Below are 25,159 nucleotides of genomic sequence, written 5' to 3'. Positions count from 1 at the left end.
AGGACAAGTGCCAAAAATAGAACAACATAAATTCGAAAACGGAGGAGAAACAGACATGAGGAAACTCGTATTGTTCATGCATGTGTCGCTAGACGGGTATGCGTCGGATTCGAACGGAGGACTAGATTGGATTCCGTATAACGAGGAATTCGAGAAGTACGCCGAGGAGGTCGTAGCCGAGGTCGGCTCTCCCGTATACGGACGCACGACGTATCGGATGATGGAGAGCTACTGGCCCACGGTGCTGGATAATCCGAATGCGTCGAGACACGATATGGAGCATGCCAAATGGGTGCAGGATGTTAAGAAGATCGTCATCTCCGGCACGATGGATAAGGCGGAATGGAACAATACGATCCTGATCAAGGACAATATCGCAGAGGAAATTAAGGCGCTCAAGGAGGAGCCTGGCAAAAATCTCGTTATCTTCGGCAGCCCGGGGGCTGCGAAGACGCTGCTTGAGCTCGGCCTGATCGACGAATTTCTACTGACGATTTGTCCGGTTGTCCTGGGCGGTGGAAATTCGGTTTTCGACGGCGGCGTCGAGAAAATCAGGCTCAAGCTGCTGTCCAGCCGAACGTTCAAGTCGGGCATTATCGCGACCCGCTATGAGTTGGAGAAATAGTCGTGCCGTACAATGTGTTCCGCTCTAACGGGGAACGATTGCTTAAAATACAAGTCGGCAGCCGGCCAAGAAGCATGGCTGCTGTCTTTATTTAGCTATAGAGCAGTTTACATATATCGTTAAAACAATAAAAGCCCTAAGCGTACAACCTTCCTTATGGACATTCGTATATAGCACTGCTATAATGGGCGTATGAACACATATGACAAAATATTGGCAGCTGCTCTTAAGGTACTCGAAGAGGAGGGCGGAGCCCAATTTTCGACGCGAGCCGTAACGGCGATCGCACAGGTTACGGCTCCTACGCTCTACCATCATTTCGGCAGTGCCGATGGACTCCTGAGTGCAGCTATAGTGGAAGCGTTCAAACAGTTATTTAAAAGCAAGATTGCCGCTGTGGAGTCGGCCATTCCAGAGATGGCTCTTCGTCAAGGATGGGATGACTATGTCCGCTTTGCGGCAGCCCGTCCTCGGATTTATGCGGCGATGATGGGGCGGTTGCTCGAGGGAGCCCATATCGAGGCGGCAGATCAGTCGCACCAAGCACTGGTGCAAAATGTTCAGAGAGTCGCCGACGAAGGCAAACTGGCAGTGTCAGTCCAGGCTGCGGCAGATCTGGTCTGGGCTTCTGCGAATACGGCCTCTTGGCTGTATGTGACGGCCCAGGTTCGTAAGACACCCCCACCCCAGCCCGACGTCGTTGATCTCATTCGGGAAAGCGTAATGCAGATCATTTTGATCCAAAGGTCGGAAGCCGATTCAAAATGATGTATTCGATGACAGAGCCTGGCGACCCCAGGCAAAGCCCCAATTTAGAGAAGCATAAGAAAGATCGCCTATCCAACCTGGACCTCCAGGAGGATGGCGATCTTTTTTATGTTTGGAGGATGCGAGTCAAACGATGTTCGAACCGCAGGACAATACTTCTAGAAAATATATAGCACCGCTATAGACAGTTCTATATAGCGGTGCTATAATAACCGTATAACAGTGCTATACCGTGATCCACATCTTACCAAACCTAGGAGGGTTACTATGCCATTCAAAACTCAAGAGCTGGTCGTCGTCACAGGTACATCCAGCGGCATCGGCAGGGCTACCGCGGAGCAGCTCGCCGCTGAAGGATTTCACGTTTTGGCGGGGGTTCGTCGTCAGGAAGACGCCGACAAAATCAAACGCAAAAATATCGAACCGGTGATCGTCGATGTTACCAATATCAACACACTGAAGGCGCTGGCCGAACGGGTGGAGCAAGATTCACTTGGTCGCCCTTTGCGGGCAGTGGTCAACAATGCCGGCATCGCCGTTAATGCCCCTCTCGAGATGGTTCCGCTGGATGAATTTCGCCGCCAGATCGAAGTCAGCGTGATCGGGCAGGTCGCGGTTATTCAGGCACTTACCCCGGCCTTGCTGAACAGCGGCGGACGCGTGGTCAATATCGGTTCGCTTGGGGGCAAGGTTTCCATGCCCGGGTTCGGAATTTATTCGGCTGCAAAGTATGCTATGGAAGCGATCAATGACAGTCTCCGCAGGGAGATGTCCTCGTTTGGCCTCAAGGTCATCATGATCACGCCGGGTGGCGTCAGCACAGGCCTGTCGGAGCAAGGGATTACGACGGCAGAGCGGCTGGCGAAATTGATGACGCCGGATCAGCACCGGCGCCATGATCGTCTTTTTGATGCCGTGAAGGCTCAGGCTGAAACATGGGCAACGGACGGTATCCGCCCCGAGAAAGTGGCAGCAGTGGTTTCACGAGCCATCCACGTAAGTAAGCCGCGCACCCGCTATACGGTCGGTCGCGATTCCGCGCTGCTGACCCGACTGGTCCGTATTCTCCCAGACAAACTCCTCGATCGGATGCTCCGCAGCCAGATGAAGCTGCAGTAAGGGATATTTTTACGAATGCCCCATTACAAAACAGGAGAATGAATGATGTCACAAAAACAATTTGAACATGCCATTATTGTAGGTGGATCTTTAGGTGGTCTAATGATGGGGCTTGCGGTATCTCGTTCTGGTTATACAGTGACCATTCTTGAACGTGCAGATTCATCATTAAGAAATGGCGCTTTTATTCGTTTACACACAAAGCCTTATCGTAACAGTGAAATTGAACGTGAATTAAGACACTTGGCATCCAATGGTAGCAACCATGTTGAAGCTTGGTCAGCCATTCAAGAACGTTTGCGCAACGCGGTCGCTAAAGAACCTGGCATTACCCTTCAGCACCAAACACGAATTGTTAGTGTTGGGCAAAATGAATCATCTGCTTGGGCTACCAGTGAAGAGGAGCAGACGTTTAGAGGAGACTTTTTAATTGGCGCAGATGGATATCGCAGTATTGTCCGCCGTTATTTAAGCCCTGACAAACCATTTGCAGATTATGCTGGCTATCTGGCTTGGGTAGGGAAAGTGGATGAACATTTGCTGCCCAAGAAAGACTGGAAAAAACGGCAGCTTTCGAGCGCTTATTTCAACGATAGTGCTGCCGGTAAATTGACAACTGCGGTGATGCCAGGGATAGAGGGGGGGACCCATCTTGGCCAGCGATGGATAGGTTTTTGCTGGTTTGATCATTCGCATAATCAATTACTGTCTGAATTAGGGGTGTTAAAGGACGGGGTTGCCCAGCATTCCTTATACGGTGAAGCTATTCCGGATTCGCTGCTGGAAGAACTATCACAAACGAGCCAAGCCCATTGGAGCAAAGAAGATGATGCCATTTTGCAAATCGCGATTAAAGAACGCAGCTTAATTGGGGCACCTGTTAATGAATACATCCCTAATATATTGTCAAAAGGAAGAATAGCCATGATCGGCGACGCAGCTCATACCATGTCACCAATGACGGGCGCAGGCTTTAATGACTCACTTGATGATACAGTTGCCATTATAGACGCCATTAAAAAGTTTCCGAATTTGATAATCAAGGCTTTGAGTGAATACCAAACACACCGTCTAGATGTGGTTCGTCAAGATGTTCTTGCGGGCCAAGGCTTTAATCGTACTTTTGGACGCTTATAACAGCATTAAGCAAGGCCATTGATGCACTGGAATTTCAAACATAAACGGGGAATTTGCCCATTTGAGAAAACGATAAAGCAAAAAATACGAAGTATCTATAAAATAGGAGGAATTAGCATGAATGATACAAAGAACCGTTACGTTACTGTACTCTGGGAGGCGAGAGCTAAAGCAGGGAGAGAAGCCGAGATGAAGGCATTCATGACTGCTGCTGTCACCCCGTCGCGCAACGACCTGGGCAACATTGACTACGAGGCTCACGAAGTAGAAGGCCAGCCCGGCACATTCATCATCTACGAGCGCTGGGAAAACCGGGATGCTCTCGATCGGCACCTGAACGCCCCCCGGATGCAGGAACTGGTGCCCCAGCTCTTAGAACTGATGGAGGGATCTATTGAGGAAGGGATTCGACTCCTACAGCCGTTTCGGCCAGCGCAGTAAGAGCAACGCCGAGGGGTTAAGGACTCTAGTGGAGGAGGCAAAACATTGGCAACAATCGATGATTTTACAGCACTAGATATTCGTGTCGGAACGATTAAGGAAGCGGAGTTTTTTGAAGAAGCAAAGGTCCCTGCGATAAAGCTTAAGATTGATTTTGGACCGGAGATCGGGATGAAATCCTCAAGTGCACAAATAACTAAGCGTTACAAGGTTGAGGAAATTGTAGGGAAGCAAATTATAGGGATCGTCAATTTTCCTCCTCGGCGCATTGCGGGATTCAAATCGGAGGTATTAGTGTTGGGAGGAGTCCCGGAAAAAGGAGATGTTATTCTATTAAAGCCGGATACTGAAATGCCTAATGGTACGCCTATTGCGTAAAAATAAGGATCTACCTAAATTGTTTTCATCAAAGGAATAATGCTTGGAAATAAAGGAATTTAAATTTTAAAAGCGTTAGCTTTCGGAGGTAAACATGGATCTTAAATTAGCCAACAAAGTAGCTGTCGTTACCGGAGCAAGTAAAGGAATTGGTCTTGCTATCGTTCGGAAATTTATCGAGGAAGGGGCAAGTGTCGTCGCGGTAAGTCGGACTTTAACGGAGGAATTGGCTGATCTTGTTGAAAAAAAATCAGTCAAACATCTACCTATTGATGTCAATATGGAACGCAATACCGAAGAACTTTCTAAAAAACTCGGTGGAGTGTTCGGCAGAGTCGACATTTTAATCAATAGTATCGGGGCGGTAGACAAGAGAAGAGGAGAAGGTTTTTTGGCTACGCCAAATGAGGAATGGGAACAACTTTATGATTTAAACCTGTTTAGCGTTGTTCGTTTTACTCAAGCAGCATTACCGCATATCCTAGAGAACAATGAGGGTGCCATTGTAAATATCTCTTCAGTAAATGCACGGATGCCCGAAATGTTATTGCCTATTTATGGCACCACCAAAGCGGCACTTAATAATTTGACGAAAATGCTGGCTGGTGAGTTTGGACCTCGTCATATTAGAGTTAACTCGATCTCACCTGGACCGGTAGTAACCCCTTTGTGGCAAGACCCTGAAAACGGAATGGCCAAAACGATCGGTTCAGTTGCAGCGATGGATTCCGAAAAAGTTTTTGAAGAGCTGCCTAAAATGGCTGGTATAACATTGGGAAAATTTGCAGAAGCCGAAGATATTGCGAACCTTACAGTGTTCCTTGCTTCGGAGCGAGCTTCAATGATTACCGGAGCGGATTATGTTATTGATGGAAATATGATTAAAACGATTTAAACCAAAATTGACGAAAAACAGGTACTTGCATTCAAGTCAATATAGACAATTAGGAACGAACAATATTTACCCTTTGTGGATCAACACAAAAAGGACAGGTGCGCCGCCTGTCCTTTCTTAATTGTATGAGAAACACGTGATAAATCTACGGTCCAATCAAAGGTTACAGACCAACCTTCAAGGCGCCCCGCATCTTGACGAATATTAGCTTCAGGCACTCTATTGGACCGCTCCGCCTGTACGCGGCACCAATTATTCCCCTATTACGGGTGCTATACCTGCAGCAACGACCACTAAAACTTCTCGCGCCATGTCTTCCGCCGATCGATATTCCGGATGTCTGCTCCACTCAAGAGCTGATCCAAATATGCCCCAGCTTGCTATCCGGGCGGCAGTCTCCACCGTCTCTCGTGAAACGGATGGTTCCGATTGTTCACTTAACCAGGTGAATAATAGGTCATACAGTTCCTTTTGCATCGCGACCTCAAATAACGGTTCATACTGACGATCAGCTAAAGTCATATACGGACGAGTACAGAAAAGAAAATCAAAAACGATTAAAATAAGCGTTCGCAGGCTCCCTATATCGGATAAAGCAGCATTAGGCAGCTCATCCTTCAGCTTCTCTAGAAATTTTTCCCGCATCCAGCTCTCAAGAAATGCGAATTTGTCTTCAAAATGCGCATAGAACGTAGAGCGATTTACGGTCGCGTAAGACGTAATATCTTGTACGGTAATAGAAGTGACATTCCTCTTCTGCTCAAGCAATTCCATAAAAGCTTGCATCAATAGTTGACGCGTCCGTTTCACACGGGGATCGTTTGTGTTAGTCAGCATGCTATGCTCCACCCTTTCTCTCAGGATATATCGGTTATCATGCGTTTAGGAAAACTAAAGGCCGACAAATAAGTACGTGTGTTGGATAACCCACAAAAACGGTTTTTTACTGGTTGTATAACCCAAACCGCTTAGATAAGATTAGCACAGACAGTGTTGCTTTTACTACACTGTTGGGTCATTTTGTTGGTTCAAAGTAAAAGCTTCTTATCCAACATTTGACGTTAGTTTAGCACATAAACCAAGGGAGGACGATGGAGATGGCAAACCATACTGGAAGTAAATACGCAGGCAAGAATGTAGTGATCACAGGAGGCAGCAGCGGGATCGGCCTCGTAACAGCACAGCTGCTGGCGGATGAAGGAGCGCGTGTTCTGATCACTGGTCGTAACCAGGATAAGCTTGACACAGCTCGTGAAAAAATTGGCAGCAACGCGGTGACAGTGCTGAGCGACGCCGCGTCTTTAACGGATATCGATAAATTGGCTGAACGAGTAAAGGCTGAGTTTGGAACGATCGATGCCTTGTTCATAAACGCCGGCATCACGCATTTTATCCCCTTCGAGTCGGTGACCGAGGAAGTGTACGACGAGTTATTTACAATCAACACCAAAGGCCCGTACTTCACCGTGCAGAGACTGACCCCGTTGCTAAACGCAGGAAGCAGCGTGGTGTTCACCACCTCGATCGCGAACGCAGTGGGTATCCCGATGCTTAATGCTTATGGGGCCAGTAAAGCAGCGCTTCGCTCCATGACGCGCAGTCTGGCCCGTGAGCTGTTGCCGAAGCAGATTCGCGTCAACGCGGTCAGCCCAGGCCCTATCGACACCGGCATCATGGAGAAGTCGATGCCGAAGGAAGCTGCAGAACAGACCAAGGCACAGATGAGCCAGCAGATCCCCATGCTGCGTTTTGGTGACCCCATCGAGGTTGCCAAAGCAGCCGCATTCCTTGCGTTCGACGCGACTTACACAACCGGAGCGGAAATTCCCGTGGACGGAGGCGGCTCTCAGATCTAAGTTCGTGTCCAAGCTCGCAGCTGGATAAACATGTTGTTCCTGATCAGAGCATGCCACTAGTTTTTGGATTGAACAGAGGAAGGACGAAACCACATGACAACACCATGGACAGAAGACCACATGCCAGATCAGACCGGTCGAGTGGCCATTGTAACCGGATCAAACAGCGGGATTGGTTGGGAAGCGGCGCGAGTGCTCGCCACCAAAGGGGCGACGGTCATTATGGCCTGCCGCAGTCTCGCTAACGCCAACACGGCCGCTGACCAGATTAAAGCACTTAAGCCGTCGGGCAAGGTCGTAGTCATGAAGCTCGATTTGGGTGATCTGGAGTCCGTCCACGCTTTTGCGGCGGCCTTTCGCCAGGGCTACGATCGGCTGGATCTCCTGATCAACAACGCCGGCGTGGCGAAGCCGCCTTACGGGAAGACAGCGCAGGGCTTCGAGCAGCAGTTTGGGATCAATCACCTTGGGCACTTTGCGCTGACCGGTTTGATGCTGGATATGCTCGACGCGACACCGGGCGCACGCATTGTGACCGTAAGCAGTTTGTCGCATCGCTCGGGAGTGATTCGCTTTGATGATCTGAACTGGGAGCGGAATTACCATCCAGCGCGCGCCTACGCTCAGAGCAAGCTGGCGAATCTGCTGTTCACCTATGAGTTGCAGCGCCGGCTTGTTGCAGCAGGCCAATCAACGCTGGCAGTAGCTTCGCATCCGGGCTGGTCAGCGACCAATGCGCTGCGGCATTCCAGCATGATGCGGAGCCTGAATCCGTTTTTCGCGCAGTCCCCGAAAATGGGTGTTTTGCCGACCCTGTATGCAGCCACTGCGCCAGGCGTCCGAGGTGGAGATTACTACGGGCCAACGAGTCTCGAATTGCGCGGCTACCCCAAGAAGGTCGTTTCGAGTGCGAGCTCGCATGACGAAGCCGTTGCGCGGCGGTTGTGGACGGTTTCCGAGGAGTTGACACAAGTGAAGTATACACTTATGTAAAAACACGATTTGCTATAACAAACGGGAGGGGATATCCAATTGGAGAATTTAGATACGTCAAGCAAAGATGGGAACAATCAGACGTCCAGCCCTGCTACTATGCGGGCGATCCGCCTCCACGACTACGGCGAACCGGCCGATGTCCTGCGCATGGAACAGGTCGAGATCCCTTCCCCAGGCCCGGGACGCATTCGTATAACGGTGCGAGCTTGCGGACTGAATCCGGTCGACTGGGTCTTGTGCAAAGGGTTATATCCTGGTAAGCTGCCCCGCGGTATCGGGCTGGAAGTGTCCGGGATTGTGGAAGCGGTCGGTGAGGGGGTCACCGATGTCGTTATCGGTGACGCCGTCCTGGGCTCCGCCGACTTTGTCGGCGCCCCAAGCGCCGGCGCAGCGGATCGGGCGATCATGGACTATTGGATCCGCATCCCTGCAGGACTCGAGTTCGTGCAAGCTGCGGCGCTTCCAATGGCGGTCACCATTGCATACAACCACCTTAAAGCACTTGGTGTTAAGTCGGGCCACACCCTGCTGGTGCACGGAGCAGGCACAATGATGGGCTTTGCTGCCGTCCAGATCGCCCTCATGGACGGCGCCAACGTGATCGCTACCGCCGGTGACACTTACGCCGACCGGCTCCGTTCGATGGGAGCGGCGGTGACCTCGTACGGTGACGGAATGGTCGAGCGGGTAACCGAGCTCGCTAGACAGCCGGTGGACCTGGTTCTGGACACGGCTCCGGTCAGCGGCATATTGCCCGACCTTATCCGGATCGCCGGTGGTGATCCCCGCCGTGTTCTAACCATCAGCGACTTCGGCGCAGCGGCCAAACTCGGCGCCCGCGCCAGCAGCGGAGAAGACCAGACCTTACGCTATGATGTTCTCGGCGAGTTCGCCCAGTATGCTGCAGAAGGCAAGTTCACCGTTCCGGTCGCCCAGACTTTCGCCCTTGAGGACTGGCGTAGAGCACTCGACATCAGCCAGAGCGGACATGCCCGTGGCAAACTGATCCTCCTGCCTGCCGGCGACTGATGTAGAGAAGATCGGACCACACCTCTGGTTCGGTTGATCGAATTCATGATTGATGGATATAGTCGGTGTGCAATATCTGATGATGTACGAGGAGTTCCCTTATTCCGGCAACAATCGGGACAAAGGACATCCATTGGATGGCCGGAGCAGCATTTTCATTTCCGAATATAAGCGCGGAAAGCTCGTCCGCATGAAAGAACAGGGTCAAGGCAGAGCTTATCCCCCATAACCATCCGATTTCCAGGCAAAAATTCGAGATTTCCATAAAATCTTTCCTGTCGTGACTTTGCCAGCTGGCTGACAGTTTAGGGGTACCGTGTCCCATTCGATTTGGTCTGGGATCGTACGACGAAGTATATTTTGATTCATATTAGGTGGTAGAGGGGCGGGAAGCTCACTGGAGCCGAGGATTAGGCGAATAATATGGTGAATAATGAACCGGAAGGCCCTATTGGGGCTTTCCGGTTTTTTTGCGGCAAAATAAGCATGTGGGAAGTACCACAGCCTTGTTCAGGATTGTTGCTATAATTGAGAAAATAAGCATGGGTGGGGGACAACTAATGGATCATAAAATTCCTTTGTTTATCGTAACAGGTGCAAGTGGGTCAGGGAAAACATATGTCATTAAGGAGCTACGGAGAATGATGCCTGACTTTGATATTTTTGACCCTGATGATCTTGTTGAATTTCTTGGGCATGATTGGGAGAAAATTCGAAATATTTGGCTTCGGGTTGCACGAAATATCGCTCAAAGTGGATGCATGACTATCATATGCGGAACCATGATGCCTTGGGATATTGAAAAATGTGCGGACTATCCTTTTTTTAAGCATGTATATTACCTGAACCTGCATTGTGATGAAGAAACTCGCGAGAAACGTCTACGTGAAAGGAATTGGTCAGAGGAAGAGATCCAAAACCACAAAAACTTTGCTAAACGATTGCTTGAAATCGCTGAGGAGGTCTATGACCCGCCTATGCCTACTATTGATACAACGGATACTGATGTAACCGAAGTTGCTTCTAGGATAAAAGAGTGGGTTCTCCAATACGTTTGAAGTAAGTAACGGACAGTTTAGTTATATCTGTTAAGTACCATTTTGTCCCATTTGGAAGTGAGTGGTATACAATAGGTTGTACTAGCCCAATCAAGGAGAGTGTAAACCTAATGATATACGGCAGTACAAAATGTGCAATTGAATATGCCCAACGTGGTGCCATTGATGAGTGGATTCAGTTATTCCTTAGAAATGAGGGAGTCAATGTTGCATTGGCAGACGGGTTATTGGAGAAGAAGAGATACTATATCGGTCCTGTCGTAACGGATATATCGGAGTTTGGAATTGAAGAGGGAGCTCCATCGTATCTGACTAAGGAGAATGATATAGCATGGTTTTTCCATGTCGTCGATAAAATGAAAATCGCCTATGGTGATTGGGATTTTCCGCCGCTAATCGTCTTTTATTCCGCTGGTAAATATGAAATAGCTGATGGGCGTCACCGCAATGAAGCGTTTCGACAAATGAACATAAAACAAGTACCGGTTATTTTTTGGACCGATACTGAGGAAGATTTTCGTTATATGATCGAGCATACCTCATCTATGGGAATGAACCTTGGATGACTCGCTAACGGAGATCGATAGCTCTATAAGAAAGAAGAGACGGCAGCCGTGAAATGACTGCCGTCTTCTCAGCTAACGGGTAGGATTACGCAACAAAGTTCGAGAATACAGGTAACTGAGGAGGCCTTCTTTAACGAATAGGAGAGTTAAAATGGATCATGCATTGTCAAATAAGTGGTGGGAATTAGTTTTTAGAGTCGTTAAAGACCTTGATGAAGGAAATGTTCCGTATAGCTTCGATGCTTCAACTTCACTTTTTGTACATGGTATTGAAGATTTTGAAATGGATGATCTAGATATTATGATTCAGTGGGATTACTTTGAGATTCCCCCAGGTTATTTCAAAAATATAATCCTAGTCCAATAAATAAAGGCGGGTTTTGGCAATTCAACTTCTTTGTTGACGGAATGGAAGTACATATTATGTCTTCAGAACAAATAACTTGTCTTGAGAAAGATAGAGAACGTACAGCGATCCAAAAGGAAAACAGGATCATATGGTCCAAATAAATTCTTTTTTATCGTCGACATACAAAGAATCCCCATCTAATTGAATTAATTGATGATTTCCTTAACGCAAAGAATAACTGAGATTAATATCATTAAGCTAACGGGCAACGATAAATCAATGAAGACATTCGAAGGCAACAGGCCCTTGATAGGCTGCTAAAATGATCATAGCCATTTCAAAAGGAGCAATGAAATGTGAAATGGCACAGCTTACATGGGGGGTTAGTTCCATGCTTATTTCTAAGATGAACCCGGCAGAATTAACTATAGATCAAATTACCAGAGTGGTGTTTGGTGATGGTAAGTACACCGATGACGGAACTGCGAATGGAGATTGTATATTTGTTTTTGGTGGGTCGTATTTATCAAGAGCGGTAAAGGCGGTTGAATTGTTTAAGAATGGTCGAGCCCCATATATTTTGTTTACTGGCGGGGATAAATTTGGACAAATACATCCGCCAGAGGCAATTGTCCTGCAGAACGAGGCAAGAAGACTGGGCGTGCCTAATGAATCAATTTTAATAGAGACACAGTCTAATCATACGAAAGAAAATATACTGTGTTCACTCACCGTTCTTGATCGAGCAATCGGCTTAGAAAACATCAATCGGTTGTTGTTAGTTAGTTCGCCTGGGCACATGCGCAGATGCCTTCTGATGTTAAAAACATTTATGCCACCATGGTATCAATATGTGTGGTGCCCTGATGATCGAGTTATAGGGCAGGCTAACAACTGGTGGCAGGATGATCAGGAAGTTATCAGGGTTAGAGCTGAACTGCATAAAGTCATCATCGGTGTGAAAGGGAAATATTTCGTAGACGACGAAGTGGAGTTAGATCGTTGATTATTTTGAAGTAACCTAAACGAGTGAGAATTTCACTAACGTAAACGTTAATGTAACTAAATAAAGGAGCAGTTTGCCACCGGCAGCTGCTTCTTTTATTTATCAAGCTAACGGCAGATTAGATTAGCAATCTGTAAGAAACAATCCGAACTGAAATGTCCTAAACTTAGTTTAAGAAGACAACCCACCTGTGAACAGATTTAATATGAAAGGAATGAAAAGCAAAATGGGAAATCTTGTTGTGCACATGTTCATGACTTTGGATGGCGTAGTCCAATCTCCCGGGTCGCCCAATGAAGATCGTGAAGGCGGTTTCGGCTACGGCGGATGGCAGGGACCGTTTCGGGATCCGGTGACAGGACAACGGATCGCGGATGATTATGCGAGCCTCGACGCTATGTTGATCGGACGTAAAACGTATGAAATCTTTGCGTCGTACTGGCCGCAAGCTCCTGACACCAACCCATTCACCAAGCTGATGAACGAGAAACCGAAGTATGTCGCATCCGAGACATTGACCAGCGTCGATTGGAATAATACAAAACTGCTCGACGCGGATGTGACCACAAGTGTGCCTTTGTTGAAGGAGCGTTACGAGGAGGTGCATGTCGTCGGCAGCAGCGACTTGGTCCAGACATTGTTGCGTCACGAGCTGATTGACCGAATGAACATCTGGCAGTTTCCAGTAATACTCGGTGAGGGAAAACGATTCTTCGGCGATGGAACGATACCGACGAATCTGGAATTACTTGAATCCAGAGCGTTCTCCAAAGGCACGGTTCTATTGCGCTACGCGCTTGCGGGAAAACCGTCTTTTGGCACCATGGCGTGAGATGATACACAAAGGAGTGAGGTTATGAAATTTCTGCTCACATCTGCAGGCATCAATAATAAAAGCATACAGGACGCGCTGGTTGACATGTTGGGCAAACCCATTGCCGAGTCTAGCGCCCTGTGCATCCCCACCGCGATGTACGGACACCCCTGGGTCGGCCCCGGCGTCAAAGCCTGGCAGTTCATCAGCGGGAATTCCGAGAATTCCATGGTCGAACTGGGCTGGAAGTCCGTCGGCGTGCTGGAGCTCACAGCGCTGCCAAGCATCGCCGAAGACCGCTGGGTGCCGCTGGTCCGGGAGACGGACGTACTGCTGGTGGCTGGCGGCGACGCCCTCTACCTGTGTCACTGGATGCGGCAATCCGGGCTGGCAGACCTCCTGCCGTCGCTGAACGCAGTCTATGTGGGAATGAGTGCGGGGAGCATGGTGATGGCCCCTAGCATTGGGGAAGACTTCGTTGGCTGGACTCCACCCAACGGTGGTGATGAAACGCTGGGACTGGTTGATTTTGCTATGTTTCCGCACTTGGATCACGAGATGCTGCCGGGAAACACCATGGCTGCTGCTGAGAGATGGGCCGCCGGGATGCAAGGGCCAGCATACGCGATGGATGACCAGACCGCCATCAAAGTGATAGACGGAGCAGTCGAAGTGGTCTCTGAAGGGCATTGGAAACTGTTTTCACCCTGATCCTTCATTAAATTAAATTTGTATTTGGTCAGGCCAGGACCTGTACACATCAGCAATCCATGAGAATCCGGACATGCTGTTGGATGATAAGATGCAGACATAAAGGAGACTGCATATGGAACGTGTAATCTTGATGATGAATGTGCGAGAAAACCAGGGAGGAGAGTCAGTCGCATGGCAAAGATCGTTTTCGCATTGAACCAGTCTCTGGACGGATTCGTCGACCACGACCACCCGGCATTTCAGCCCGACCCCGTGCTATTCCGTCATTTCATCGACGACGTAAGCGGCCTGGCGGGCTGCTTGTACGGGCGCCGCATGTACGAGACCATGCGGTATTGGGACGGAGACGATTTTGAATGGGATGCGCCGGAACGGGAATACGCAGCGGCGTGGCAAAGCAAACCGAAGTGGGTGGTGTCGAGGACATTAAAAACCGTCGGTCCGAACGCTTCTCTGATCGAGGGCGACCTCGCAGCGGCCATACGTGGGCTGAAGGCTCAGCATGAAGGGGAGATTGAAGTTGCCGGGCCGGAGTTGGCCCACAGTCTAACGGAGCTCGGTCTCGTTGATGAGTATCGACTCTATCTCCATCCAGTCGTGCTGGGTCGCGGCAAGCCGTTCTTCGCCGGTCCGCGTCCGCCGCTGCGCCTCGTGGCAAGCGATCGAATTGGCGAGAACGTGATCAGGTTGACCTACGTTCCAGTTTAGTTGTGAGGTTGGCCCAGCGGCCTAAAGGGCACGTTGCTTTAATAGGGATTCTCCGGCTGTAGAGGCAGTCAGAGGATCCTTTATTCTTTAAAATTTGTTCAGTTATGCGAAATGACATAGTTATTTAAGGAATTGACGATTGACCTAACGGGAAACGATAGTTCAATCTGCAAGGAGCATTTCGCTACGGTGAAGTGCTCCTTACATTATTTTCATTCAACAACCTATAGGTTAGCAAAGATAGGGGGGATCCAAAAGTCGGGATACCAATGGCGGAAAAATTCCTTGGTTAGCGCGACAGGACCTTTAACTGGCTCGATATCGTTCCAAGGTGAAAAGCTTCGTGAATCAGAGTGAAGTTTAACAGCTCTCCTGGAGTGCTGAATTGGAACGGCCCCAAGGAAAACGGATTAGAAAGCTTCTCGCCCAGCATTTCAGGCACCAGATCAGATATGCGGGACAGCTGCGCCGTTAACATTTCGATCAACTCTTCCTTCGATGGAGGATCAAACGTCCAGTCCAAGGGTTTTGTTCCTGTGTTAAACAGCGCTTCATACGAGTCCGGTATGGCCGATGGGGAGCCAAAAATCAAAGGAGAATATTTATCCATCCAATAAATCATATGGCCGAGATTCCAACGGATTGTATTGTTGAAACCTGCCGCTTGAATATCGAACAATTCCTCAGGGATTGCTTTTACCTGCTCCAGCACCAATTGACGTCCGGTTTTTGCCGTGTTGATAATCATTTCAGACACGTCGATCCCTCCTTTTATAATGAGACGCTTGATACGTTCCTAGTTTAGGTCTCATGGAGCTTACCATCAATGCAGTGGGCATTACCGAAACGTTAAGTATGAGTTAACGATTATTCATTGACAGACAAATAAGATGGCATGACAATAATCATTGAATATTCATTCAGCCATGCAATGTGAGAGCGGGTGTTAGCCATGGAGTTAAAACAACTACAGTATTTTATGGCGATTTGTGAGGAGCTTCACTTCACGAGGGCAGCCGAAAAGATGGGAGTCAGCCCACCCAACATCAGCCAGCAGATCAGGAGATTGGAAGAAGAGTTAGGGGTGCTGTTATTCGATCGCGTGGGGAAAAAAATAGTACTAACTGAAGCCGGAGCGATTCTTCAAAAACATGCTACTGCCATGTTCGAGCATCTACAACAAGCGACCGACGCTATTGTTGATTTGAAGCATATGCAAGGCGGATCGTTATCCATCGGCGTTTTGCCCGGTGACGCGGAATTCATGTTTAAAGCCTTTATACTGAACTTCCATCAGACCTATCCCACCATCTCACTTTCTCTTCTGGAAACCATGAAAATAACAGAACAAGTTCTGGACCGAAGCATCGATTTCGGCGTAACCGTTGGCCCTGTTATCGATACACGTATCACGTCTATTCCCCTGTATCACGAGGAGTTCTCATTGGCGGTAAGCAAGAATGATCCTCTTGCCACGGAATGCTTCATCCCCTTAAACAAACTGCATACCTTGAAGATGGTCATGTTCCCGCCCGATCATCAATACCGCATGCTGATTGACCGCTTTTGCATGGACCAAGGGTTTACTTTGCAGCCGCATATGGTGACGACAACGTTATCCTCCCTCCTTCAGATGGTGCAGAGCGGAGTTGGCTCCTGCATTCTGCCGAAAATGCTGCTGGACAATCTTCACAATTCAGACATCAAAGTCTTGGACCTGAGGCATCCTACGCCATCTCAGGACTTTTGTCTGATCTACCGCAACGACCGATATGTCGGATACGCCATGCGCACGTTTATCAAGACTTTGAGAGCCTACATCGAGACGGCTATCAATCATTCAAAGTCCTAATGCAGCATAGGGTTTGACCTGATCCGGCCTACGATGAATTACAGCTAAGAGAATGGGTCCGATAAGTAGGGAATCATCATATTTCACCAAATAGCAGCTCCTGTGTCCGTAAGACTGCGGAATGAAACAGCATTTTCTGGTCAGCAGTATGTGGGCGGGCAAAATGTGGGATTAAGCGAATGTTTTGCGACTTATTTCCAATCACTCACAACAAAACCGGTACAAGCGTCGTCAATACTAAAGAATGGAAAATAGTCTCTGAGGAGCGTGGACAACAGTTGCTTAAAAAGATGGCTGTTACTCTTATATTTACGACGATGGTATTCAGTACAAACGTGGCGGAGCAATCTCAAGCTGCCAGTGCGACCGCTATGCAGGCGCAGACAGGCGATCAACTGTACCCGATTGAAGTTAACGGAAAATACGGTTTCATCAACGGCAAAGGCAAGGAGATTATCGAGCCGTTGTACGACGGATACGGATATTCAGGAGTATCCGGAGGGAAGGTGTATGTCGAGGACCATGCGGCTAAAAAGCAATATTACTTCAGTTCGGCGGGCAGCGAGCTGTTCGAATACAAGCTGAGAGGTGCCAGCGTTCTTTTTAATGACCGTGCGCTGTATACGACGCAGGTTCAGAACGCTGACGGAGGTACGGCGACACGGTACGGATATATAGACAGCCATGGCAAGGTGAGCATACAGCCCATCTACGCCAAGGCATATAATTTCTCCGAAGGTCTGGCTCGGGTCAATGTGGGCAAAGCAGCGGGGTACATCAACACGGAGGGCGAGCTGGTCATTCCATACCGGTATAGCTCGACGTCCGATTTCTCCGAAGGTATGGCGGCCGTAATGCTTGCGTACGGCGGCAAATACGGCTATATCGACACCACCGGTAAGCTCCGCATTACACCCCGGTATGATCACGCCGATCCGTTTTCAAACGGGACGGCAGTAGTTTACGTGAACGGAAAATACGGGTACATCGACAAAAACGGCAATTACCTGCTAACACCGCAGTTCAGCATGGCGCAGCCGTTCTCGGAAGGTCTGGCTTTTGTCGAGCGTAATGGAGTCACCTTCTATATCAACAAGAAGGGTAACAAAGTCATCCAGGGCTTTACAGCCGGAGGTTTGTTCAAGGGCGGCCTGGCTCCGGCCAGCCAGGGGCAGAGGTACGGCTATATCAATACATCCGGCCGTTTTGTGATCAAATCGAAATTCTATTGGGCTGACGATTTTAACGGCGAATTGGCTGTGATCAGTTTGCTCGTTCCGAATTCGTCCGAGGAAATCAGAGGGTATGTGAACCGCAGCGGAGCGATCGTCTGGCCGCCGGCTTCCGAACTTCCGAACGGAGTGACAAAACTACAGTAAGGCAGAACAACCGAGCTTCACGGAATGTATCGGAAAAAGAGCGCATTACAGCTAACTTATCGAAACTAACTTGCCGTTGGCGACTGCTTCATTTTTCGTAGAGCTAACGGACAGTATAGTTTAGTTATAAACGTACTTTCCAAAAAAGTGTGTGATAAACTGTTTGAAGCACAAGCCTGACTATACTGCGGATGACTTTTTAAACGATGAAAAGCTCCTTTCTTTACTTCACATGAGTCCAGCAGAATTGAAACAAGAATTGGCGAGGAGACTTGAAGACGAAAGCCGTTAGTGAATGTAAAGTGCCCCCCTGTCAATTGTGTGTATGTTAATAGGTAAACAAATGAGCAGCGAACAAAATTTGTATTAGGAGGAGTATCTGCCATGCGCATAGAAACTCAAAATGTTGTTATAAGAACATTGGAAAAAAAAGATGCTAAAAGATTTTATTCAATAGCCAGGGAATCGGCTGTATACCGCTATATGCCAGATTGGGCTGACGGACGCGCACATCCGAAGGATTATTATGGATTGATTGATCAGTATCAAAAGCAATCGGATAATACGGATATTTCCATTGGCCGTTCCTACGCGATTGCCTTGCCAAACACCGATGAGATGATTGGTAGCATAGGAGTAGGGCTTAAAGAGAAGCTAAATGAAATCGAACTGGGATATTTCATGTCAGAAAAGCACCAAAGGAACGGATATACCAGAGAAGCGATAAGTGCCTTGGCAGAATGGTGCTTTGAGGTATCTGATGTTAAGTATTTAATCCTGACAATTAATTGTGCCAATGTTCCCTCGAACAAATTGGCTGAAAAATGTGGATTTAAATTGCTTGAAAAACGAACGCCTATAGGGGATAACCAATTTTATATGGAAAATGATAGTTACTTTTATTACAGAAGCTACAGAAAATAAGCAATGGTCCACGATCTCCGTGGACCATTTGCAATTGGATATTGTCTCAGGTGATCTGCAGCCGGCTTCTGGACGAGCCTAGTCGCCAGAGGCAATTTGTAGACTAAAACTAACGGGAAACGATAGCTCAATAAATACACAAATACGCGGGCTGCCGTATGATCGGCAGCCGCGTTGTGCTAACGGGAAGGATACTTCCAATTGCTGTATAATGAATATGCGAAATGGTTGGGTATAAGGGATCCAGTTTGCGAAGCTGGATCAAATGCTTCAGGTTGGAGGTGCTCCGGTGAATGAAAAGTCCATTGCTCAGCTTTACGTAATGACGGCAAAGATTCCGGAAGAAGGCATAGAGAAATTTAATGAATATGAAAGTCATGTACTACCTTTACTTCATGAGCACGGCGCGAAAATGGAAAGAAGACTCCAAAGCCCTGATCGTCTCATTGAGATTCATATCATCTGGTTTCCATCTTCCCAATCGTTTGAGAATTATTGTACAGACCCTAGGCGCAACGAGCATATCTATCTTCTTGTTGAATCAGGTGCTGAGATTGAGTTAAGGGTGATGAAAGACTTGAAGTAATAAGCTATCGGGGAACGATAGCTCCATGAAGACATTTGAAGGCAGCGGCCACAAAAGCCGGCTGCCTTTTTCTTAAACTAACAGGCAGAATACTATAAATTTTACGTGTGATCCTTATCCTGCTCATTTACAGAACGATTGGGAAAAAGCCATCCTTTATATATTGTGCGAACGGAATATGTCCCCCGGTCAATTCGTTTCCGACCAAAGAGATCCCAGCTTCCTGGATTTCGTCCTCCACGTCGAAGAATCCCGAACAGGCTTGGCAGCCGCCCTTCACGATCCCCGATTTCAACACCTGCTTATACAAACCGTTAAATGGATGATCCGCCTTGCTGAGTTCGTTTGGCCACTCCGTTCCGGCTCCGTCAAAGAGAACTGCAACCTCAAAGCCCTCTTCGTGCAGCTCCTGCCCGTACAACAAACCATGAACTGCCTTACCGAGATCCTGTTGATTCGCTTGAATGATGATGACAAATTTATTGGAAACTGACATTTTGAATACCTCCAATTTCATTTTTAATAATGGCGTACAAGAGATGGATTTGCAGGGGAAAACTCGTGAAAGTCCCAGATAATCGGCGTGTCATTTTCAATATACAGAACTTCATCGATCTCAAACCGAACCAGCCGCTCTGCCCCAGGATGAAGAGAAATCTGGCACTTATCCCAAATGATATAGGAGCGCCCGGTCAGTTGAAGCGAATGTCCCGCTTGAAAGTCAATAAACAACATACCGGTGTTCGGATTGCTGTGAAGATTGCCAAGCGTATTAAACATGGAATTCCCGAAATAATCCGGAAAAAGAAGGGTACTCTCATCCAACAATTCTACGAACCCAGGATGACCTCCACGATGAGAGGCGTCCATTTTCCCTTCCAAACTTGCGCTGCCAATAAAAAAAGTATCCGCTAGGCGAATCCATTCCTGTTGCTCGGAACTTATCTTGTTGCTGTGTTGTGCATGTCTTTGCGTCCGGCGGAACCCCCCACTCGGTTGGAGCGATCGCTTCTGTATGTATTTGGGGCAATTACCGTATACCTGCTCCGTTGTGACCGTCAATCGTCCGCTCTCATCGATTTCTCCCTTTCCATTTATTCTCATTCGGATTCTTCGGTTGAAATCGATCGCAAGCAATCCGATCTCCGGGTTAGAAAGCAAATTTTTGATGAGGGGATCGCTTGCAGGAGGACAGGCCATGATGGTTACCATAGTCTCCGATGCAGCGCTGATGAACCCTGGTTCACCGGTTAAAAAGGAAATCCATACCTTCCCGTTCTCACCAACAGTGGAAGCAATGATCATGGATTGTGTCTGGATAAATGCCATGGCACCCTTAAAAATAACAGACCTTATGCTTTTACTGTTCTGTTCCGCGAGGAATTCTTCACCCGCCAGCTTTTGAACGGCCAATTCCCCGGCATGATACACACCAATCACGTATTACACCTCCTTTTTTAACCATCATAAACTTCATATGGGTATTATATATTGATTTATTTAACCTGTAAACATTAAATATGGGTATTAATAAATGACTGCAAAAAAAAGAGTCCTAGACAATTATGAATCTAGGACTCCTTGGTATCTTTATTTTTATGCCGCTCCAAATAGGCCGTGACTTTCATGCGGTTGCCGCACGTTTTCTGGCTGCACCATCGGCGGGTGCTGTTCCTGCTATTGTCATAAAAATAAAGTACGCATGCCGGGTTCTCGCACTTCTTGATCAGACGAATATCATAATGACAGAATAGATCGACGGCAGCCTCTGCTACGGGAATGAGTAAATCGCTCGGTTTCCGAAGGGCAACCTGCTTCTCGGCAGCAAATCGGTGATCGGTTCTGATCAGTTTTGTGGTGATGACCTGCTCTTGAAGTACCTTGTTGATACATGACATGTCCTCTTCCGAGACTTCGATATTCCGCGTTCTATTCTGGACCATCGTGAGCATACTTTTTCTAAGCGCTATTGCTTCCTCAACCAGCGATTCTCCTTTCCCGTACTCCCATTTCTGTATCACAGCATCGAGTTGTTCTTTCGTGTAGAAACTCATTAGGGATAACCATTCAAGCACGTCTTCCCAGCTACACAGTAATTCTACGGGTTGTCCGCCCACCGCAATCTTCGTATTGATAAAATCCAGTGCTGGATGATTCCCGATAAATTGAAAAGCAGGGGCAATTTTCTTAGGCATCTTACCGAACTCCTTACAAACTTATTCTTTCATCATTATAGTCTTTCTGCTGTTATTCGCCTAGGACGTCGCCATGGCCCGTCGATAAGGTTGAGATCAAGTGAGGGGAAGATAAATAATGCTTGCCTTAGAGTGTACTTTAAGATGTAAGATGAATATATTCCAATTCTTGGATGGAGAGGTGTGAATGAATAATGAAGCAAAGAACGTTAGGTAACAGCGGCTTAAAGGTATCAGCGCTCGGACTCGGTTGTATGGGCATGTCCGACTTTTACAGCGGTCGTGATGAAGAAGAGGCCATTCGGACCATACATAGAGCTATAGAAGTGGGAGTTACATTTCTGGACACGGCTGATATGTATGGCGTCGGGAAAAACGAAGAGCTAATCGGCAGAGCGGTGAAAGGGCGGCGCAGCGAAGTCATTCTGGCAACGAAATTCGGCAATGTGCGAAGTGAAGATGGTAGATTTCTGGGGATCAACGGCAGTCCGGAATATGTAAAAGCAGCTTGTGACGCCAGCCTTCGGCGCCTTGGCATTGACTATATCGACCTGTACTATCAGCACAGGGTAGACCCAAATACGCCGATCGAAGAGACGGTCGGCGCTATGGCCGAACTTGTGAGTGAGGGCAAAGTCCGCTATATCGGGTTGTCAGAAGCCGCCGCTGCGACTATTCGGCGAGCGCACGCCGTACACCCGATCACGGCGCTGCAGACGGAGTATTCACTCTGGAGCCGCGATGTGGAGGATGAGATTTTGCCGGTTTGTCGCGAACTCGGTATTGGCTTTGTACCATACAGTCCGCTCGGACGCGGATTTCTTACAGGTCAAATCCAAAAGTTTGAAGACTTGGCGGATGATGATTATCGACGGTTCTCACCCCGGTTTCAAGGTGATAATTTCATTAAAAATTTGGAACTCGTAAGACGAGTAAAAGAAATAGCCGCCGAGAAAGGTGTCATGCCGTCCCAATTAGCTTTATCTTGGCTGCTGGCACAAGGAGACGACATCGTACCCATTCCGGGAACCAAACGCAGGAAGTACCTGGAGGAAAATATCGGTGCGATCTCTGTCGAACTGACTCAAGAGGATTTGGTGCGAATTGACGAAACTGCTCCCAAAGGAGCGGCCTTCGGAACCCGATATCCGGATATGAGAAGTGTAAACTTGTAGCAGGGAATATTCGATAGGAAAGTGTTGATTGAAATAAACTAACGGTGAACGTTAGTTGAATAAAACTTGATGTTGAGCAGGCTGCTGCAGCTTGCTCATTTTATTAAGCTAACGGGCAGTATAGTTCATCAAACGATCTCCCAAATAAGTTCGTGGTAAACTATTCAAAGCAGGGTACTTGAGGGAGGATACAACTCACAATGAAAGAGTCTTTAGTTAAACAAGCAGCACGAATTGCAGGCCATTTTCTTCAGGAAGAAGTTAAAACCTCTTATCAGATCGAAGGAAAAGGCATCACAAATCAGGTATGCGTAGTTGAAACAGAGATCAATAAAGTGGTTGTCCGCATGAACGTAAAGGATGAATATCAAAGCTTGATCAAAGAGAAATGGTGTATCGAGCAAGCAGCTGAAGTAGGCGTTCCTGGACCTAAGGTCATGTCCATTGGCATTGTTGATGAGACAGCATATATGATTCAAGGCTTTATTGAGGGAGTCAACGGGGGAGACAGTACTGTACAAAAGTCTATTATTTGGAGAAGACTGGGCGAATATGCCAAGCTTATTGATTCTATTCAAGTGAAGGGATACGGGGAAAATCTGATTGATCCTGTCCAAGGAGAGTTTCAGTCACCACCTCATGCTGGATCAGACGGTACATGGCAAGGGTATGTACAGCATAATATAAATAGTTTGACTGAGCATGATCCCTTGATTGAACTTGGAGTAATCAATCAGGCGGAATCACAGAGAATAAAACAACGGTTTGAGGATATAAAGAGTGAACCGTTCCGTTTCGGATTAATCCATGGTGATATCTCCTTAAAGAATACGATTATCAATCAGGCAAACCAAGTGATCTTGCTGGATTGGAATGCAAAAGTAAGCGTGGTACCACATGCAACTGTTGCTCAATTGATGCATTACCAAATCCTGGGGCTGGATGAAAGCCCAAATGCTGAAGAATTTGAAGCGTTTATAGATGGATACGGAATAAGTGGAGAAGACCTTTCTGGCATAAGGAATTATTTGTTATTACGGGCTTTTGATAACCTTAGGTGGTCTATTGATCAAAGGCCGGATCTAGTCAAACCCTATGCTGCATTCGCGAAACAAGTAGTAGATATTACGATGGATTAGCAGATTGTGCGGAACATGATAGCTTAATGAAGACATTTGAAGGCAGCCGACCCCAAAGCGGCTGCCTTTTTCCTCATCTAACGGGTAGGATAGATCAGTAAAAGGATCGAATAAGGTGTTTAACAAAGGGAGATTGTATAATTTAACATCAATTAATGAGATGATGAGATGTACATATAAGTGCTTCGTAAGAATGAAGGATAAGTTAGAAGATATAATAACAGGGTAAAGATGAACCTGGTCGAAGATCCAAGTGGAATTGAAATTCTTCATTAAATTCCTATCAGAACTTTTTTATTCTGCCGATAATGAAGGAGCATATATTTTTTCTTCAGGAGGAATCTTCAGTGAAAAAAACAGTCATCTTGCTAACCAGTCTGGCATTAATACTTGCGTCCGCAGGCACTACCTCAGCCAAATCGGGAAACACTCCACCCGGGAAAACAAAAAACGAGGTATCGTCAAAAGCACCTGAAAAAAAGGAATCTCAAATTGAGGTGAAACAGACCCAGGAAGTCGAGTCTCCAGTAACGGTGGTCACTGACGATGGCCAAATTAAGGATTCATCAACATCGGAGACCGAGAAGTCAGACAACAACACATCAGAATCTGAGAAGAAGGGTTCCCAAGGATACAAAGGTTTGCTAAATGCTATTCAACATGTGAAAGTTAAACCTGCAGGTGCCGTATTGGCTGACATATTGCTTACAACATATGCGACTGAGCTGACGGAAGAACAAAAAAAGGAACTTGAAGTCATCATAGAAGATGATAAAGCATTGGAAACAGCAGTGAAAATGCTTGAAGAAAATGGTAGCGTGACTGACGCAGTGTATTTGCAGGAAGAAGCCATTAAAGCAAATTTTACAAATTTGGACCTGTACAAAACCATGGCAAAACTTCATGAAAAAGCGGGTGATAAGGATAAAATAAAGCTATATGTGAATGGAGAAGCTTCTGCTACTGAGCCTTTTCTCAAAAAGGGCAATACGTTTGTTCCTTTTCGCTCCATAGCTGAGTCTTTGAATGCGGAAGTAGCATGGAATCCTGAAGAACGCTCCATTATTGTTAAGAAGGATGGGGTGAGCATCAAACTGGTGGTTGACAGTAAGACTGCAACAGTCAATGGCACCAACGTCTCTTTGGATGCGCCAGCCACTATTACAAAAGGCAGTACTTATGTGCCAGTGCGTTTTATAAGTGAGGCATTGAGTGCAACCGTCCAATGGGAAGAAGAAAGTAAAACCGTTGTGGTTTATGATGAACCAAAGGATGAACGTTAAGTGAACCGCCTCGTCTCCAAGATGGCCGTATTTTGATAAGATTAACGGAACTGCCAAGCCATAAGAAAAGAAGCAAGGGACCATTCGAAATGAAATGGGCCCTTTTTTTACTCTGTTCATTTATTCATCATCATGTCCACACCATACAAAATGTTGTCTCGTTCGTT

General features: G+C 47.3%; 30 protein-coding genes. 24 read left to right on the top strand and 6 right to left on the bottom strand.

Annotated elements, in window-relative coordinates:
• The first annotated feature begins 55 nt into the window (after window positions 1-55).
• The 7 genes from MKY74_RS32940 to MKY74_RS32910 all read left to right on the top strand — a co-directional run bounded on the left by MKY74_RS32940 (window position 56) and on the right by MKY74_RS32910 (window position 5,363).
• Complete coding sequence (locus tag MKY74_RS32940) at window positions 56-625, top strand: dihydrofolate reductase family protein (protein ID WP_076177072.1); 570 nt, start codon at window positions 56-58, stop codon at window positions 623-625.
• A gap of 192 nt (window positions 626-817) precedes the next feature.
• Window positions 818-1,393 carry a TetR/AcrR family transcriptional regulator gene (locus MKY74_RS32935; protein WP_076177071.1) on the top strand — a complete coding sequence of 192 codons (576 nt, stop codon included), beginning with the start codon at window positions 818-820 and terminating at the stop codon, window positions 1,391-1,393.
• A 267-nt stretch (window positions 1,394-1,660) separates the two neighbouring features.
• Window positions 1,661-2,512 (top strand): SDR family NAD(P)-dependent oxidoreductase, encoded by an 852-nt coding sequence (locus tag MKY74_RS32930; RefSeq protein ID WP_163880773.1) that lies wholly within the window; start codon window positions 1,661-1,663, stop codon window positions 2,510-2,512.
• A gap of 42 nt (window positions 2,513-2,554) precedes the next feature.
• A complete protein-coding gene (locus MKY74_RS32925; protein WP_341013817.1) occupies window positions 2,555-3,649 on the top strand; it encodes an FAD-dependent monooxygenase in 1,095 nt (364 codons plus the stop codon).
• Window positions 3,650-3,766: 117 nt separating this feature from the next.
• Window positions 3,767-4,090 carry a putative quinol monooxygenase gene (locus MKY74_RS32920; RefSeq protein ID WP_076176551.1) on the top strand — a complete coding sequence of 108 codons (324 nt, stop codon included), beginning with the start codon at window positions 3,767-3,769 and terminating at the stop codon, window positions 4,088-4,090.
• Between the two features lie 45 nt (window positions 4,091-4,135).
• Window positions 4,136-4,468 (top strand): chaperone CsaA, encoded by a 333-nt coding sequence (gene csaA / locus MKY74_RS32915; RefSeq protein ID WP_076176553.1) that lies wholly within the window; start codon window positions 4,136-4,138, stop codon window positions 4,466-4,468.
• 94 nt (window positions 4,469-4,562) lie between these two features.
• Entirely contained in the window at window positions 4,563-5,363 is an 801-nt protein-coding gene (locus tag MKY74_RS32910) for an SDR family NAD(P)-dependent oxidoreductase (RefSeq protein ID WP_076176555.1), read from the top strand.
• 252 nt (window positions 5,364-5,615) lie between these two features.
• Here the strand turns inward: MKY74_RS32910 and MKY74_RS32905 are convergent, their stop codons facing one another.
• Complete coding sequence (locus MKY74_RS32905) at window positions 5,616-6,200, bottom strand: TetR/AcrR family transcriptional regulator (RefSeq protein WP_076176557.1); 585 nt, start codon at window positions 6,198-6,200, stop codon at window positions 5,616-5,618.
• Window positions 6,201-6,460: 260 nt separating this feature from the next.
• Between MKY74_RS32905 and MKY74_RS32900 the strand changes: the two genes are divergently transcribed.
• The 3 genes from MKY74_RS32900 (at window position 6,461) to MKY74_RS32890 (ending at window position 9,244) form a co-directional block, all read left to right on the top strand.
• Window positions 6,461-7,219, top strand: coding sequence for a glucose 1-dehydrogenase (locus tag MKY74_RS32900; protein WP_076176559.1), 759 nt, complete (start codon window positions 6,461-6,463; stop codon window positions 7,217-7,219).
• A 93-nt stretch (window positions 7,220-7,312) separates the two neighbouring features.
• Window positions 7,313-8,212 carry an oxidoreductase gene (locus tag MKY74_RS32895; RefSeq protein ID WP_076176561.1) on the top strand — a complete coding sequence of 300 codons (900 nt, stop codon included), beginning with the start codon at window positions 7,313-7,315 and terminating at the stop codon, window positions 8,210-8,212.
• Window positions 8,213-8,311: 99 nt separating this feature from the next.
• A complete protein-coding gene (locus tag MKY74_RS32890) occupies window positions 8,312-9,244 on the top strand; it encodes an NADP-dependent oxidoreductase (protein ID WP_076176634.1) in 933 nt (310 codons plus the stop codon).
• A gap of 43 nt (window positions 9,245-9,287) precedes the next feature.
• On the opposite strand, the gene MKY74_RS32885 is transcribed toward MKY74_RS32890, so the two are convergent.
• Window positions 9,288-9,509, bottom strand: a complete 222-nt coding sequence (locus MKY74_RS32885) for a hypothetical protein (protein WP_341013812.1) — start codon at window positions 9,507-9,509, stop codon at window positions 9,288-9,290.
• 295 nt (window positions 9,510-9,804) lie between these two features.
• Here MKY74_RS32885 and MKY74_RS32880 point away from each other — a divergent pair, with 295 nt between their 5' ends.
• From MKY74_RS32880 to MKY74_RS32850, 7 genes are all read left to right on the top strand, one after another.
• A complete protein-coding gene (locus MKY74_RS32880; RefSeq protein WP_076176635.1) occupies window positions 9,805-10,302 on the top strand; it encodes an AAA family ATPase in 498 nt (165 codons plus the stop codon).
• A gap of 110 nt (window positions 10,303-10,412) precedes the next feature.
• A complete protein-coding gene (locus MKY74_RS32875; protein WP_076176563.1) occupies window positions 10,413-10,868 on the top strand; it encodes a ParB N-terminal domain-containing protein in 456 nt (151 codons plus the stop codon).
• Between the two features lie 151 nt (window positions 10,869-11,019).
• A complete protein-coding gene (locus MKY74_RS32870; protein WP_076176565.1) occupies window positions 11,020-11,235 on the top strand; it encodes a hypothetical protein in 216 nt (71 codons plus the stop codon).
• Between the two features lie 373 nt (window positions 11,236-11,608).
• The gene (locus MKY74_RS32865; RefSeq protein WP_076176567.1) at window positions 11,609-12,223 is read left to right on the top strand and encodes a YdcF family protein; all 615 of its coding nucleotides are present in this window, start codon (window positions 11,609-11,611) and stop codon (window positions 12,221-12,223) included.
• A gap of 190 nt (window positions 12,224-12,413) precedes the next feature.
• Window positions 12,414-13,055, top strand: coding sequence for a dihydrofolate reductase family protein (locus tag MKY74_RS32860; protein WP_208629402.1), 642 nt, complete (start codon window positions 12,414-12,416; stop codon window positions 13,053-13,055).
• Window positions 13,056-13,079: 24 nt separating this feature from the next.
• Window positions 13,080-13,748, top strand: coding sequence for a Type 1 glutamine amidotransferase-like domain-containing protein (locus MKY74_RS32855; RefSeq protein ID WP_076176569.1), 669 nt, complete (start codon window positions 13,080-13,082; stop codon window positions 13,746-13,748).
• Window positions 13,749-13,922: 174 nt separating this feature from the next.
• On the top strand, window positions 13,923-14,459 hold the full coding sequence (locus tag MKY74_RS32850; protein ID WP_076176571.1) for a dihydrofolate reductase family protein: 537 nt from the start codon (window positions 13,923-13,925) through the stop codon (window positions 14,457-14,459).
• 289 nt (window positions 14,460-14,748) lie between these two features.
• Here MKY74_RS32850 and MKY74_RS32845 read toward each other — a convergent pair whose 3' ends face one another.
• Window positions 14,749-15,216, bottom strand: a complete 468-nt coding sequence (locus MKY74_RS32845; RefSeq protein ID WP_076176573.1) for a DinB family protein — start codon at window positions 15,214-15,216, stop codon at window positions 14,749-14,751.
• 195 nt (window positions 15,217-15,411) lie between these two features.
• Between MKY74_RS32845 and MKY74_RS32840 the strand changes: the two genes are divergently transcribed.
• The 4 genes from MKY74_RS32840 to MKY74_RS32825 all read left to right on the top strand — a co-directional run bounded on the left by MKY74_RS32840 (window position 15,412) and on the right by MKY74_RS32825 (window position 19,200).
• Window positions 15,412-16,311, top strand: coding sequence for a LysR family transcriptional regulator (locus MKY74_RS32840; RefSeq protein ID WP_076176575.1), 900 nt, complete (start codon window positions 15,412-15,414; stop codon window positions 16,309-16,311).
• Between the two features lie 278 nt (window positions 16,312-16,589).
• Window positions 16,590-17,690 (top strand): WG repeat-containing protein, encoded by a 1,101-nt coding sequence (locus MKY74_RS32835; RefSeq protein ID WP_076176577.1) that lies wholly within the window; start codon window positions 16,590-16,592, stop codon window positions 17,688-17,690.
• 384 nt (window positions 17,691-18,074) lie between these two features.
• On the top strand, window positions 18,075-18,614 hold the full coding sequence (locus MKY74_RS32830) for a GNAT family N-acetyltransferase (RefSeq protein WP_076176579.1): 540 nt from the start codon (window positions 18,075-18,077) through the stop codon (window positions 18,612-18,614).
• A gap of 289 nt (window positions 18,615-18,903) precedes the next feature.
• The gene (locus MKY74_RS32825) at window positions 18,904-19,200 is read left to right on the top strand and encodes a hypothetical protein (protein WP_208629403.1); all 297 of its coding nucleotides are present in this window, start codon (window positions 18,904-18,906) and stop codon (window positions 19,198-19,200) included.
• 127 nt (window positions 19,201-19,327) lie between these two features.
• Here MKY74_RS32825 and MKY74_RS32820 read toward each other — a convergent pair whose 3' ends face one another.
• From MKY74_RS32820 to MKY74_RS32810, 3 genes are all read right to left on the bottom strand, one after another.
• Window positions 19,328-19,696: a hypothetical protein gene (locus MKY74_RS32820; RefSeq protein WP_076176581.1), complete on the bottom strand. Its 369-nt coding sequence runs from the start codon at window positions 19,694-19,696 to the stop codon at window positions 19,328-19,330.
• Window positions 19,697-19,719: 23 nt separating this feature from the next.
• Complete coding sequence (locus MKY74_RS32815) at window positions 19,720-20,640, bottom strand: pyridoxamine 5'-phosphate oxidase family protein (RefSeq protein WP_244169460.1); 921 nt, start codon at window positions 20,638-20,640, stop codon at window positions 19,720-19,722.
• Between the two features lie 131 nt (window positions 20,641-20,771).
• Window positions 20,772-21,395, bottom strand: a complete 624-nt coding sequence (locus MKY74_RS32810; protein ID WP_076176583.1) for a CGNR zinc finger domain-containing protein — start codon at window positions 21,393-21,395, stop codon at window positions 20,772-20,774.
• A gap of 194 nt (window positions 21,396-21,589) precedes the next feature.
• On the opposite strand from MKY74_RS32810, the gene MKY74_RS32805 reads away from it, so the two are divergent.
• The 3 genes from MKY74_RS32805 (at window position 21,590) to MKY74_RS32795 (ending at window position 24,992) form a co-directional block, all read left to right on the top strand.
• Window positions 21,590-22,570: an aldo/keto reductase gene (locus MKY74_RS32805; RefSeq protein ID WP_076176585.1), complete on the top strand. Its 981-nt coding sequence runs from the start codon at window positions 21,590-21,592 to the stop codon at window positions 22,568-22,570.
• Between the two features lie 200 nt (window positions 22,571-22,770).
• Window positions 22,771-23,709, top strand: coding sequence for a phosphotransferase family protein (locus MKY74_RS32800; protein WP_076176587.1), 939 nt, complete (start codon window positions 22,771-22,773; stop codon window positions 23,707-23,709).
• A 347-nt stretch (window positions 23,710-24,056) separates the two neighbouring features.
• Entirely contained in the window at window positions 24,057-24,992 is a 936-nt protein-coding gene (locus MKY74_RS32795; RefSeq protein ID WP_076176589.1) for a copper amine oxidase N-terminal domain-containing protein, read from the top strand.
• Window positions 24,993-25,159 lie beyond the last annotated feature (167 nt).

The sequence above is a fragment of the Paenibacillus sp. FSL R5-0378 genome (assembly GCF_038009285.1).
GTDB lineage: Bacteria > Bacillota > Bacilli > Paenibacillales > Paenibacillaceae > Paenibacillus_AQ > Paenibacillus_AQ favisporus.
This window is presented reverse-complemented; position numbering and strand designations above follow the sequence as displayed.

Coding starts and splice junctions, on each gene's coding strand:
- MKY74_RS32880 (WP_076176635.1), top strand. CDS start 9,805: ATGGATCATAAAATTCCTTTGTTTATCGTAACAGGTGCAAGTGGGTCA.
- MKY74_RS32805 (WP_076176585.1), top strand. CDS start 21,590: ATGAAGCAAAGAACGTTAGGTAACAGCGGCTTAAAGGTATCAGCGCTC.
- MKY74_RS32840 (WP_076176575.1), top strand. CDS start 15,412: ATGGAGTTAAAACAACTACAGTATTTTATGGCGATTTGTGAGGAGCTT.
- MKY74_RS32890 (WP_076176634.1), top strand. CDS start 8,312: ATGCGGGCGATCCGCCTCCACGACTACGGCGAACCGGCCGATGTCCTG.
- MKY74_RS32930 (WP_163880773.1), top strand. CDS start 1,661: ATGCCATTCAAAACTCAAGAGCTGGTCGTCGTCACAGGTACATCCAGC.
- MKY74_RS32925 (WP_341013817.1), top strand. CDS start 2,555: ATGATGTCACAAAAACAATTTGAACATGCCATTATTGTAGGTGGATCT.
- MKY74_RS32905 (WP_076176557.1), bottom strand. CDS start 6,200: ATGCTGACTAACACAAACGATCCCCGTGTGAAACGGACGCGTCAACTA.
- MKY74_RS32810 (WP_076176583.1), bottom strand. CDS start 21,395: ATGCCTAAGAAAATTGCCCCTGCTTTTCAATTTATCGGGAATCATCCA.
- MKY74_RS32900 (WP_076176559.1), top strand. CDS start 6,461: ATGGCAAACCATACTGGAAGTAAATACGCAGGCAAGAATGTAGTGATC.
- MKY74_RS32870 (WP_076176565.1), top strand. CDS start 11,020: ATGGATCATGCATTGTCAAATAAGTGGTGGGAATTAGTTTTTAGAGTC.
- MKY74_RS32895 (WP_076176561.1), top strand. CDS start 7,313: ATGACAACACCATGGACAGAAGACCACATGCCAGATCAGACCGGTCGA.
- MKY74_RS32885 (WP_341013812.1), bottom strand. CDS start 9,509: ATGGAAATCTCGAATTTTTGCCTGGAAATCGGATGGTTATGGGGGATA.
- MKY74_RS32940 (WP_076177072.1), top strand. CDS start 56: ATGAGGAAACTCGTATTGTTCATGCATGTGTCGCTAGACGGGTATGCG.
- MKY74_RS32875 (WP_076176563.1), top strand. CDS start 10,413: ATGATATACGGCAGTACAAAATGTGCAATTGAATATGCCCAACGTGGT.
- MKY74_RS32855 (WP_076176569.1), top strand. CDS start 13,080: ATGAAATTTCTGCTCACATCTGCAGGCATCAATAATAAAAGCATACAG.
- MKY74_RS32910 (WP_076176555.1), top strand. CDS start 4,563: ATGGATCTTAAATTAGCCAACAAAGTAGCTGTCGTTACCGGAGCAAGT.
- MKY74_RS32820 (WP_076176581.1), bottom strand. CDS start 19,696: ATGTCAGTTTCCAATAAATTTGTCATCATCATTCAAGCGAATCAACAG.
- MKY74_RS32935 (WP_076177071.1), top strand. CDS start 818: ATGAACACATATGACAAAATATTGGCAGCTGCTCTTAAGGTACTCGAA.
- MKY74_RS32830 (WP_076176579.1), top strand. CDS start 18,075: ATGCGCATAGAAACTCAAAATGTTGTTATAAGAACATTGGAAAAAAAA.
- MKY74_RS32800 (WP_076176587.1), top strand. CDS start 22,771: ATGAAAGAGTCTTTAGTTAAACAAGCAGCACGAATTGCAGGCCATTTT.
- MKY74_RS32920 (WP_076176551.1), top strand. CDS start 3,767: ATGAATGATACAAAGAACCGTTACGTTACTGTACTCTGGGAGGCGAGA.
- MKY74_RS32865 (WP_076176567.1), top strand. CDS start 11,609: ATGCTTATTTCTAAGATGAACCCGGCAGAATTAACTATAGATCAAATT.
- MKY74_RS32850 (WP_076176571.1), top strand. CDS start 13,923: ATGGCAAAGATCGTTTTCGCATTGAACCAGTCTCTGGACGGATTCGTC.